The following is a 12316-nucleotide window of genomic DNA, read 5'->3' on the forward strand; positions in this document are numbered from 1 at the left end:
ATCTAGAGATAGGTAGTTATCTGATTTCTGGATGAGTAGATCCAATTTTTTCCTTAAAGTGTAGGCCACAGTACTTAAGGGTGTTGAGGTTCTGCTGAGGGAAAATGCACTGGCAACATTATCTGAGGCAGGGTTGATGATATCATTTCGGGTTAATATCAAGCCATTGATCTCATCAGTCACCATTTTAATATCCATTATCTGGCCAAGTTCTTCGCCATTAATCTCCAGAATAGTAGCGTTGGCACTGATAATATCCCAAAAACCAGAATTCAGTTGGTTGAATTTTTGTGTGGGAGATAATGCTTTTTTTGAGTAATCCGAAGCAATTTTACGGTTCTGGAGAATTGTGTTTCTAACATTAGTCATAACCCGTTTCATGGCTCTTTCTTCCTTCTGAGCCTCATGAATCCGGTTCATATAAATATTTAGAGATGCAGTGATCAGCGAACCAAACAATAGGAAGATCGGAGCCAGGTAGGTGAATTCTGGGAACATTACTAGGAAGATGAAAAAAAGGATTGATAAAATAGCAGTAATTATTATCATGGCCAGTTCCCAAGATTTTTTTAGTATATTAAACATCATTAACACCTATATTTTGAAAATATTATCGGTTGCATCACTACATCAGCTTTCCAAGATGATGTAAGATTTAATATTATCTAAATTCAAACCACACATCCCCACAGAAGGGAAATCTTAGATAATATCTTGTTTTCTTTTCTTAAACTATAATATAATTTCTTGTAATCTTTTCTTAAACAATAATTATTATATTTAAATTCGCTGGTAAATAGTATTCTATTGCCATGTTTTATTTGGATAAACCATTAGCTTAGGCACCAACCAGTAGACGGTCAATGAATAACATCTATAGGGGTATGAATATGTCTAACTTCCCATTTATTTAAGCAGGAAAATTGCAGCTGCTAGTAAAGTGCTGTTAGGCTACTATACACATTCGTACGTTCCACCACAATGGTTAGTTCTTTTAGGAAATAGTAAACTACCAACACATCAGTTCAAAGTATAAAGGAGTAAATCAACTATTACCCTACTTATTATATTTTATCAAGAGATAAAAAGTAAGTATTGATATGACAAAGTGATAGTTAAGGTAAAAAATTATATCACAACTGGAAAAATGATTATTAATTCTAGAGATGGTATATAATGGTAGAAAGTAAGAAAACTGACAAAAGAACTCCGGCTGGAGAGTTGGATGTGTGGGTAGTTAAACCTGAAAAAGAGGATGATCCCTGGGCAGTGGTAACTATACAAATAGAACTGGAAAACCCTTTAACTCCTGACTCAATTTTCCAATATTTAGGGACTTTTTTGGAAGTTGATGGCAGGGAATTTGAGGTTATGAAGCCACCCAACGAACACTTAGTTATCGCCCCAGATAATGTTCTTAAAAATCTGGAAAAAACATGTTTCAAGTCAAACATAAAATTAGAACAATTTAACATCATATTAATGCCTTTAGAAAGTTTCAACGAAAAAATAGATGATTATAAGGACAAAAAGGGTATTTGAACCTAGGGATTTTTTTTAAGGCTTGTTGGATTAGAAAATCTTAATTTCTTAGGCAAATTAGTACTTGTAATGAGGGATATGATATGAGTGAATGGACTGAAGTTAAAAGAGATGAAGATGAAATTGAAAAACCAAACTATTGGGAGCCGGAAGCAGTGGGAGAAACCTTGCAAGGCACATACATAGATTTTGAAGAAAATGTTGGCCAGTTCAAGAGCAAACTGTACACCCTAAAAACTAGTCAGGGTGAAATGAATATATGGGGCTCCAAAGTCTTGGACGAGTTAATGAAAAAAGTGGACCTTGGAATGGAAGTACGAATAACCTACAATGGCAAACAACCATCCAAGACCGGCAAAAATCCTTGGAAAGATTTTAAAGTAGAATATCGAAAGAAATAAACCCCAATTTTTAACCATATATTACTAGAAGCACTAGTCTTTTTGAGGGATTACCAGTCGTTAACAACTTGATAAACTTCACAGAACTTATCTTTAACTGCTTCATCCTGTAAGTTATTTAGTATTTTAGCAAAGTCATCTTTGTGAATAACAATTACAGGGTCATGGGTTTTTAGTCCATGCTGATGGTTTATATGGGTTTTTATCAGATTGACCATGGTATGTTCCATCATTCCCAGGGTGTAACGAATATTTTCAGGCTTTAACTCATCATCTTGGTATGTCAAATCAGATCCCCCTCCCTATACCTATTATGATCAATCCAAAGTGAATAAATTTAACTATAACAATGAACCTCAATAGTCACATGGCTCCTAAAGTATTCACCATCGGCCACAGCAACCACCTTTTCTCCACTTTCCTGGAATTAATCCAGAAACACGATATTAACCTGGTAGCAGATGTGAGGACCAACCCTTACAGCAAACACTCCCCACATTTTAACAAAAAACCTTTACAGAAATCATTGGAGGAGTCCCTGATTAAATACGTTTATCTGGGTAAAAATATGGGCGGTAAACCACGAGATAAAAAGTTTTACCATAACCATGAACTCATCTACCATCGTCTGGAAAAAGATGAAAAGTACCAGGAAGCATTGAATGAACTAATTAAGTTAACTGAAAAAAATCAGATAGTCATAATGTGCAGTGAGGAAGATCCTAAATCTTGCCATCGACATCACCTAATAGGCCAATCCCTCCTAAAAAAGGGGTTTGAAATATCACATATCAGAGGTCATGGAGACACAGATAAGGTTGAAATGGATTTTCAGGCCCGTTTAGTATAAATACGTTGAAGAGAAGTCATATCATATGTTTTAAATGATCATTTAAACAAAAACACGATTATCATGCTTGAAAATGTCCTTAAAACCCTGGAAGATAACCGTGCTTTCAAGAGGAAGGTGGAACACATTGAAACCCTCACCGCCAGAAAGGCCCAGTACGGCAAGTTAAAGGATCTCCCAGAGTCTATTGAGAAATACCTCCAGGACAGTCACATAAAGCTTTACCAACACCAAGTTGAAGCCACCCAACTTATTCGGAGTGGTGAAAACATCCTCATAACCACCCCCACTGCATCTGGGAAAACTTTAGCCTTCAACTTGCCTATTATTGAAACATTTAGTCAAGATTCTGAGGCCACTGCCCTTTACATCTACCCGGCTAAGGCACTGGCCAATGACCAGTTAAATGTTCTCAAACACTTGGAATCATCTTGTGATCTTGATTTTAAACCAAATATCTATGATGGGGATACTCCTAAAAAAATCCGTCCCTGGATTAAGGAAAACTCCCGGTTAATTCTAACCAATCCCTACATGTTACACCTCATTTTAGGATGGCATCATCAATGGAGCCGTTTTTATAAAAACCTCAAATATGTGGTGATCGACGAAGCCCACCACTACCGAGGTGTTTTCGGCTCAAATGTAGCATTCCTTATAAGGAGGTTGAGGCGCATATGCAACCATTATGGTTCCTACCCACAGTTTATCCTATCATCAGCCACCTTAGCCAATCCAGAGGAATTCAGCCGCAACCTGGTGGGTGTGGACTTTAAAGAAATAAAAAAAGATACCTCTCCAAGTGGTAGGAAACACTTTGTATTGTATAACCCTTATGCCAAGTGGGGTGAACTTTCCACTCACCAGGAGACCAAAAACCTGTTCCAGTTAATGGTTTTAAATGATCTGCAGACCCTGTGTTTCACAGTCAGCCGGAAAATGGCTGAAATCATAGCGATGTGGACTAAAAAAGAGCTTAGTGAAATAAAACCAGAACTGGTTCATCGTGTGACGGCTTATCGTTCAGGTTTCTTGGCAGAAGAGCGTAGAAAAATAGAGAAAGGATTAAAAACTGGTAACCTGGTAGGTGTGACTTGTACCAATGCCTTGGAGTTAGGGGTAGATATTGGCAGCTTGGATGGTGTGATTATCAGTGGCTACCCTGGTACCATGATCAGCACCTGGCAACAGGCCGGAAGGGCAGGTAGAGGTGAAAATGAATCCTTAGTTGTTATGGTGGCCTTTGAAAACGCGTTGGACCAGTACCTCATGAATCATCCGGAATTCTTATTTCACAAATCCCATGAAAATGCAGTTATTGACCTGGAAAATGAGAAAATATCCAAAGGACATATTTTATGCGCTATTAAAGAGTTACCTTTAACTGTGGAAGGTTATGAAAAATATTTCCAGACTGATTATGATACTTGGGATGCTATTCGGAAAAATATGATGGTAAAAGAAGGCCTATTAGGTTTGACTTTTGTTGGACTTAAAGATCCAGCAATAAACATCAGCCTGGACCAGATCAGCAGTGATCACTTCCGAGTGTTCCATAAAAAAAAGTTGATGGAAACCATGAACCGGCAGCATGCCTACAGTGAAGCCCATGAAGGGGCAGTGCTCATAAACCAAGGTGAAACTTATATTGTGGATAGTTTCAACCTGCAAAATAGGAAAATAAATGTAAAAAAGATGGATGTGGATTACCATACCCAGGCTCTTAAGAATGTGGATGTTACCATTGAAAAAGAGGCCTACCATCGCACCATCGGAAATTTCAGGGTCTCCTTTGGAGAAGTAAAGGTTAGTCAAGATTTCTACAAGTACAAGGAAATGCTCTACGGGAAAACTTTAGCAACACATAACCTTGATTTACCACCCCTAAAATACCATACCCGTGGTTTATGGTTCACACTTCCGGGAGTGGTGGCAGATAGTTTGGAAAACATCTTCCCTAAAAAGGATTCCTATGCTGGTAGCTTGCACGGTGCAGAACACGCCCTTATATCTATGTTTCCCTTGCTAGTGCTGTGTGACCGGTTTGACATTGGTGGTTTATCCACTAATTATCACTCTCAAACTGATAAAGCCACTATCTTCATCTACGATGCCTATGAGGGTGGTATTGGTCTGGCAGAGAAGGCGGTGGAGGTTATGGAGAAACTGGTGGAGGTCACCCGGGACATGGTTAAAACCTGCCAGTGCCAAAAGGGCTGCCCCACTTGTATCTATTCACCTAAATGTGGTAACGATAACAAACCACTCCATAAAAAGGGCACAATCTTCATCTTAGAAGCCATGTTGAAACTGATGAAAGGTGAAAATATAGAATCTGGCCTGATGTAAATTAATTCCAAGCCAATAATAAACTAAATATTTGACTATCAAATCTCTCATTAAAAGGAGTAAAATGCTACCAGTAGTTTAGAAGCATTGCTAATTTTCACATTAAATTGAAAACCTTTTTTTATATGGCTTTTTGAATGGTGATTCGAGTTTACAATCGGATATTCTCATTACTTGGAATTTGCATAAATCACTGCACCCAAAACAGAATTCCATTAGAGGACGTACCATGAACACTATATCTTTTACTGAGGACGTGCTCTTAGCACTGGATCTTTTACTAAGGACGTACCTTGAGCACTGGATCTTTTACTATTTCTAAAAAATTCTTCCAGAAGTTTTCAGTTAGAATCTAAAAAATCAACTAAGAAATGTACTTGATATCTTTAAAAAAAAGGTTTAAAAAGGGAATTAAAATTTCCATATTAGATGAAAAACTGCGTAGAAAACAAGAATAGGGAACAAGTTATTATATATGATATTAATATTATTATTGAGAATCATTATTGAGAAGATTTATGTTGGAGGGAATTGTCTTGATAAGAATAAGTATGTCACTGCCTAGGAAATTATTGGAAGAATTTGATGAAGTACTTCAGGACCGGGGATATAATTCAAGATCTAAAGGAATAAGGGATGCACTAAAGGATTATATGCTCCGTTATCAGTGGATGAATGAGATGGATGGGGAAAGGATTGGAACTATCGCAGTAATCTACGACCACCATTACATGGGTGTTTTGGATGAAATCACCAATATCCAACACCAATACACCGATCACATTAACGCTGTAATGCACATACACATGAACGATAAACAATGCATGGAAGTAATAGTAGTAAAAGGGGAAGTTACTCAAATTCGAGAACTCACCGAAAAAATCATGAGCCTCAAAGGTGTAGAACACGTGAAACTCACTAGTTCAGGGGTAAAAGATCATTGAATTACTGATCTTCTCCAATTTTGGCATGAATTTCTGTTTTATATTTTTTTAACCCTGATTATTCCTTCTGTATGGGAAAAAAGAGATGATAATAAAGAAGGGATTACTGCATATTTTTAATTTTGAAATTGTATTTTGTGTAATGTTTATTTTCTTCTAAATAGAATAATATATTAGATTGTAATTTTGGCTTAGCTAAAATTGTAGTATCTATTGAGGAGGGAGAACGAATGGATAGTAAAATCGGAATAGGATTGTTGATTGTGGTTTGTTTTATTGTTGCAGCATCTGGATGTGCTTCTTCTGCGGTTACAGTTGTTGTCAACTATACTGGCGATTGGAATGGTACCATAACTGATTCTTCAGGAACCCGCACCATAGAAGGTACTGGCGATAAATCATTCGATCTAGGAAGTATTACTGGATCTTTAAGGGCTAAAGTTGAAAAAAACGATGATAAATCTGATCCGATATATATAACTGCCTATAGAGATGGAAAAGTGGTGGCTTCTCAGAATACTAGTAATTATCCATCACTTACTGATGCACAAATCAGTGTCTATTTAACTCCCTAAAAAAAGGGGTGAATAGTTGTTTTGAGCACTTTTAAGTTCCACCACCTTATTGGAAAGTGATCCGCACGAACTGGATAGTGCTTTTTTTACTGTTTTTTTTAGAATCTGTATCAATATAGTATACCCTACTTGGAAGCTTGTACAATTATTTTTTTAATTAAAAAATCCCTAAAACTCCCTCCCAGAGTAGGGGTGAGTCATTTCGTCCCCCCTAGCAGTTCTGTTATATTTTATTAAAACTCTGAAAGATGGATTAAATTTTCATTGAAGGTATCTTTTTAATTATATTGTCTATTTCTTTTTTTAGTGCACCCCTATTTTTTTTAAAGTTGGCGAAAATCTTTAAAATAAATAAACCCAATATGGGTTTATGGAATCTAAAGCTAATATTCGCATACTGCTTCTGCTACTAGTAGGTGTGTTTATGGGATCCCTTGATATTGGTATTGTGGGTCCTGCATTACATGCTATTGGAACAGATTTTTGTGTTAATGAAAGATTGTTAAGCTGGGTTTTCACCATCTACATCCTATTTTTCATGATCGGAACCCCTTTAATGGCTAAATTATCAGATATGTATGGTCGAAAATGGGTTTATATGATTGACATCTTATTATTTGCTTTAGGTTCTGTTATAACTATAACATCGGTTTCCTTTGAAATGGTGCTTTTTGGTAGGGCTATTCAGGGTGTGGGTGCTGGGGGTATCTTCCCGGTGGCCAATGCTTTTATTGGGGATGTTTTCCCTCCTGAAAAAAGAGGCGGGGCTTTGGGAATTTTAAGCTCTGTCTGGGGTTTGTCCAGTGTTCTTGGACCAGTTTTAGGCGGTTTACTCTTGGATTATGGTTGGAAGTGGTTGTTTATTATTAATATTCCTATTTCTATAGTGGTTTTGTTGGGAAGCTTTTACATTCTCCCTAGATCTGTTAAAAATCCAGACATTCGTTTAGATTGGCCTGGTATTGTTATTTTAGGGTTGTTTGTTTCATGTTTAGCTTATGGGATTAACCAGATCGACACTAATAACTTCGCTAGCAGCATTTTTTCATTGTCAGTCTGGCCTTTCCTGGTTTTAAGTTTAGTGTTACTCCCTGTGCTGTTAAAAGTAGAATTGAACACTAACAATCCCCTAATTCAGGTGGATCTCTTCCGTAGTAGGGAAGTTAAACTTGTTTCTAGTATAATGGTGGGCACTGGACTGATTCAGGCGTCCACCGTATTTATTCCCTCATTTGCTATTGTGGCTTTATCTTTGGACTCAACAGATGCCAGTTGGATGTTAATACCAGTTGTGCTTACCATGGCTATTGGAGCACCCATTATTGGAAAACTTCTGGATAAATTTGGTTCTAGGAATATAATGCTCACAGGAGCATTTATAATGATAATCGGCCTCTTTTTACTTAGCATTTACTCCACAATATTTAATATGTTTATCTTTGCTTCTGTACTTATTGGTGTGGGTATGAGCACTGCCATTGGGTCTCCGCCACGTTATATTATGCTGGTGGAAAGCCCTCCTAAGGAAAGAGCTTCGGGCCAGGCTTTGATAAACATTATTACCAGTGCGGGTCAACTTTTAGGTGGGGCTCTTATTGGTGCGGTGATAGGTTCTTATGCTGGTCTGCTGAGAGGATATGAATTTGCTTTTGTGTTAATGGGATTCGTAGCTATTACTATGACTATTTTAGCAATGGGATTGAAAAGTAAAAAAGAACAACTAAAAACTATTTTTTGAGTTTTTATTTGGTTGATAGAACATTATTCCCAATAGTTTTAATTACAATTAATTACAAATTATTGTATGTAATTACTTTCATTGCACAGATAAAACATTTTGCAAGTAAATTACGGGGGGGTGTGCAATAATACCTTATTTATTTTTCTATTGGATCCGCAGAATCACCTCTTACAGGGAAAATTCATTGATTTTTCATTTGATTAATTAATTTAAAACTGTAACCGGAGGTGATAATCGTGAAAAAACAATCTATTTTGTTTATAGCTACATTTTTATTGGCACTGGCCCTTGCCGGGTCAAGTTATGCAAATGGAGTGTCTGAGGTTTATGTATCTCCTGATGGTGATGACAACACTGGTACTGGAACTATTGACAATCCATTTGAAACTGTTGGAAAAGGTATTGACGCTCTTAGTGGTACTTCACTAACATTACACATGGCAGCAGGAACTTATAATCAGGATAACGGAGGAGTCAGTAAAGATTACGGTATAAATATCCAAAAAGATGTGACCATCAAGGGTGCAGGTAAAGAATTGACCATTATTGATGCAAAAGGCTTGGATAATATATTCAGAATCAGTGATGGATATACTGTAACACTAAAGGATTTAACTCTCAAAAATGGAGATACATGTGCCGGTGGCGCAGTTTATGTTGATTCAGCTGCTACTTTAAATGCAATTAACTGTAACTTCAAAGACAACAAAGCTTTCGAAGGTGGTGCAATATATAACGCTGGAACTACTTCAGTAACAAACTGTTTGTTCGAAAACAACGAAGCAAAACCCAATGACTCTGGCGGTGCAATCTACACTCAGTATGGTAGTTCATTAACTGTTACTGGCAGTACTTTCACAGGAAACAGAGATACCAGTGATCATGGTGGTGCAGTATTTGCTTCCAGCGTAACTTTATTACAGTTAATTGGAAACAACTTCATCAACAACAGTGGTAATGCAATCTACATCAATTGCTTCCCAATTGCCAGTGAAGCGGCGGGTTCACCTATTTTGAAAATAAACGTCAACCGGATTGTGGGCAATACTCCTTTTGGATTGTATTTGAATACACTTAGACTCCGTCAAGATGGTGATGGTCAAAATAGTATCTTCCAACCCATCGATGCCACTAACAACTGGTGGGGTTCCAATAACGACCCACGCACATTGCCATCTGCAATTTACGACCCAGATAACTTCGCAGACACGTCTAAATGGTTGGTTCTAAAGGTTTCTGCAAACCCCCACAACGTTGCATTTGGAGGTACCTCCCTGGTGACTGCCAGTGTGATCTACAACAACTTTGGAGAGGACACATCCAGCATAGGCCATATACCTGATGGAACACCTATTACCTTAACCACAGATATTGGAAATGTAGGCAGTAAACAGGTGACTCGTTACACAGTAGGCGGAATCGTTACCACGATTTTAAGAGCAAATGATGGATTAGGCATTGCACATGTCTACGCTATTTTAGATGGATTCATGACCCCGGTCCCTGCTCAAGTGGTGATTGTTGAGGCTGCAAGTGTTAAAACCTTGTCTAAAACTATTGGGATGCAGAAAACAGGAACTCCATTAGTGCCCATTGTTCTGGCTTTATTGATGGTGTTGGGAGGAATCTTCTCCTCTTCTAAAAGAAATTAATGGAGTTTGTAAAATATTCCCTATTTTTCTTTTTTTTAAAAAAATAAGTGAATTTAATGGTACAACAGTTGATGCCATTTTTTTTGTTAAAACCTATTTCTTGTATATTCTTATTCAACACGCTTTTAAATATTGAAAATCAATGATAAATCATCCGGAAAATAATAATTCACGATTATTCATTTTTATTTGAGTATATGATTAAAAACATGCTGTTTTGTATACTGATACAACAAAATAGTATAACACATTTAAGTAGCTATCAAAACATATTTTAATCTATAATTATCATAATCATAGCCAATTTTTGGAGGAATTCAAATCACTACCCAAGGTCAAGATAAATATGTTAAGGGGACTGCTGGGTTTAACATGATAACCAATGTTCCAGTTTACAGTGCCCATGACACAATAGAAGAAATTGAAAAACGATTAGCCCATGACTCCCCTGAATTCTCCAGTATGGATTATATTTACATTACCAGCCCTGAAAATATTTTAAAAGGCGTAATATCTATAAAGAACATGTTACGAAACCAGGATAAAACATTGAAAGCTTCAGATATTATGATTAAAGATCTAGTCACTGTTAGTGAAAATACTGATCATGAAAAGGTGGTGTATCAGGCTCTTTCCAATGGTTTGAAGGCTATTCCTGTGGTGGATGCTGACTGTAAATTTTTGGGAGTAGTACCCTATGACACTATCTTACAAATTTTTAACCACGAAGTTGAAGGTGACATTTTCAAATTTGGTGGTATTTTTCATAAAGTCGGTGAGGAATACACTTCCATCAATTCAACAGCCACCCACATGATCCAGTCCCGTCTTCCCTGGCTCATTATTGGAGTTATTGGCGGTATTCTAGCTGCATCCTTGATCGCCATATTCGAAGAGCTTTTGGCCAGTTTTATTGCATTGGCTAGTTTCATTCCAGTTATGGTCTATATGAGTGATGCTGCCGGAGCCCAGACTGAAGCACTTATTATTCGTAGTATGGCATTGGACACCCAACTTAACATACGAAGATATCTGACTCGAGAAATAATTGTTGCCATTGCTCTGGCAGCAGTTTCAGGATTGTTTGCTTCTATTTTAGCCTATGTAACTCGTCAAAACATAACATTAGGGCTTATCATATTTTTCGCACTTTTTTTGAGTATTATTGCCTCAGTTGCCATTAACACTTTCGCTCCGCTGATTTTGAAAAAATTCAACTATGACCCAGCATTGGCCACTGGCCCACTAGCCACTATCTTTTCGGATATCACTACATTGGCTATTTACCTTGCAGTGGCTGTTATATTATTACAAAATCCTTGAATCATCGTTTATTTTATACTAGTATAACAACCCGTATTGGTATAACAGATTATTTAAAACAGTATAGATATAACAACATTATAGTGGAATGGTTTTGGTAGTGGAAATTTTCCGGATATTTTGATTAAAACCCAATAATGATATTCAAGGATGGTGCAGAGAAATTGATTAAAAAAGGAGCCTTTCTAACATTTTTTGTTTTCTTGGGAGTTTTAGTTCTCTCCATTAATATTAATCCTGTTTCCAATGCTAGTTTAAAATCTGATCAGGGTTATGTTGAGGTTAAAGCAGTTGATTCTTTTTATGGAGGATATGTTTATTCCGAGAATTCTTGTGATGATGTTCTAATTTCACCTACAAGGCCATTATCTAGCTACACAAAAATGTATCGTTCATGTTCACCTAAAAGGCCATACTCTTGTTATCCTAAAAATTTCTTATTCCCATCTTGTAGGCCATTATCTAGCATTTCAAAGCAGGACATTTCACTCTCACCTATTAAACCGCTGTCTCCCGATATAGTCAGATTTATTTCCTGTTCACCTGCTAGGTGGCATTCCTCACCATCAGTACGACCAGTTTCTAGATCTGTTTCCAATTGCCTATCAACTTCCCCAGAAAGACTAACTTCATGTTCATCACTTCGAAAGTGCTCTGTTGCACCAGAAAGGCCTCTTTCATCCCATACTTGCAGGCCTCTTTAGAAAATAGCTAAATAGCTAATAATATCATCCATTAGAATATTTTGAGAATATAAAAATAAGATTTGAAGCTTTGTATGAAATAGGATAATCTACTTTTTTTTTAAATCTCGGGTTTGTCCATTTTTTAGTTGTTTTTATTTATTCTGTGGGATTTGTCCCATTTTTCTTTTTGTAGTGTTAAATACTCTTGAAGCCCGTGGGTTGTTTTAAATATTCGTTTTATTGCTTTAGGTAA

The 12316-nt window shown here is 36.9% G+C and carries 11 protein-coding genes and 1 pseudogene; 9 read left to right on the forward strand and 3 right to left on the reverse strand.

What is annotated here, in order from left to right:
* On the reverse strand, positions 1 to 585 hold a 585-nt coding region (locus GXZ72_08115; GenBank protein HHT19508.1), incomplete at its 3' end, for a hypothetical protein.
* Positions 586 to 1176: 591 nt separating this feature from the next.
* Between GXZ72_08115 and GXZ72_08120 the strand changes: the two genes are divergently transcribed.
* Together GXZ72_08120 and GXZ72_08125 are read left to right on the forward strand one after the other, a co-directional pair.
* Positions 1177 to 1542, forward strand: coding sequence for a hypothetical protein (locus GXZ72_08120; GenBank protein HHT19509.1), 366 nt, complete (start codon positions 1177 to 1179; stop codon positions 1540 to 1542).
* An 83-nt stretch (positions 1543 to 1625) separates the two neighbouring features.
* Positions 1626 to 1943 carry a hypothetical protein gene (locus tag GXZ72_08125; GenBank protein ID HHT19510.1) on the forward strand — a complete coding sequence of 106 codons (318 nt, stop codon included), beginning with the start codon at positions 1626 to 1628 and terminating at the stop codon, positions 1941 to 1943.
* A gap of 50 nt (positions 1944 to 1993) precedes the next feature.
* Here the strand turns inward: GXZ72_08125 and GXZ72_08130 are convergent, their stop codons facing one another.
* Positions 1994 to 2230: a hypothetical protein gene (locus GXZ72_08130; GenBank protein ID HHT19511.1), complete on the reverse strand. Its 237-nt coding sequence runs from the start codon at positions 2228 to 2230 to the stop codon at positions 1994 to 1996.
* 80 nt (positions 2231 to 2310) lie between these two features.
* Between GXZ72_08130 and GXZ72_08135 the strand changes: the two genes are divergently transcribed.
* The 7 genes and pseudogenes from GXZ72_08135 (at position 2311) to GXZ72_08165 (ending at position 11377) form a co-directional block, all read left to right on the forward strand.
* The gene (locus GXZ72_08135) at positions 2311 to 2793 is read left to right on the forward strand and encodes a DUF488 domain-containing protein (protein HHT19512.1); all 483 of its coding nucleotides are present in this window, start codon (positions 2311 to 2313) and stop codon (positions 2791 to 2793) included.
* Between the two features lie 63 nt (positions 2794 to 2856).
* A pseudogene (locus GXZ72_08140) lies at positions 2857 to 5127 on the forward strand (DEAD/DEAH box helicase).
* A gap of 551 nt (positions 5128 to 5678) precedes the next feature.
* Positions 5679 to 6086 carry a nickel-responsive transcriptional regulator NikR gene (nikR, locus tag GXZ72_08145; GenBank protein HHT19513.1) on the forward strand — a complete coding sequence of 136 codons (408 nt, stop codon included), beginning with the start codon at positions 5679 to 5681 and terminating at the stop codon, positions 6084 to 6086.
* Positions 6087 to 6316: 230 nt separating this feature from the next.
* Entirely contained in the window at positions 6317 to 6661 is a 345-nt protein-coding gene (locus GXZ72_08150) for a hypothetical protein (GenBank protein ID HHT19514.1), read from the forward strand.
* Positions 6662 to 7031: 370 nt separating this feature from the next.
* Positions 7032 to 8399 carry an MFS transporter gene (locus tag GXZ72_08155; protein HHT19515.1) on the forward strand — a complete coding sequence of 456 codons (1368 nt, stop codon included), beginning with the start codon at positions 7032 to 7034 and terminating at the stop codon, positions 8397 to 8399.
* A gap of 239 nt (positions 8400 to 8638) precedes the next feature.
* On the forward strand, positions 8639 to 10054 hold the full coding sequence (locus tag GXZ72_08160) for a hypothetical protein (GenBank protein ID HHT19516.1): 1416 nt from the start codon (positions 8639 to 8641) through the stop codon (positions 10052 to 10054).
* 372 nt (positions 10055 to 10426) lie between these two features.
* On the forward strand, positions 10427 to 11377 hold the full coding sequence (locus tag GXZ72_08165) for a magnesium transporter (GenBank protein ID HHT19517.1): 951 nt from the start codon (positions 10427 to 10429) through the stop codon (positions 11375 to 11377).
* Between the two features lie 421 nt (positions 11378 to 11798).
* Here the strand turns inward: GXZ72_08165 and GXZ72_08170 are convergent, their stop codons facing one another.
* The gene (locus GXZ72_08170) at positions 11799 to 11975 is read right to left on the reverse strand and encodes a hypothetical protein (GenBank protein ID HHT19518.1); all 177 of its coding nucleotides are present in this window, start codon (positions 11973 to 11975) and stop codon (positions 11799 to 11801) included.
* Positions 11976 to 12316: the final 341 nt, after the last annotated feature.

Source organism: Methanobacterium sp., from assembly GCA_012838205.1.
In the GTDB taxonomy this organism is placed as follows: domain Archaea; phylum Methanobacteriota; class Methanobacteria; order Methanobacteriales; family Methanobacteriaceae; genus Methanobacterium.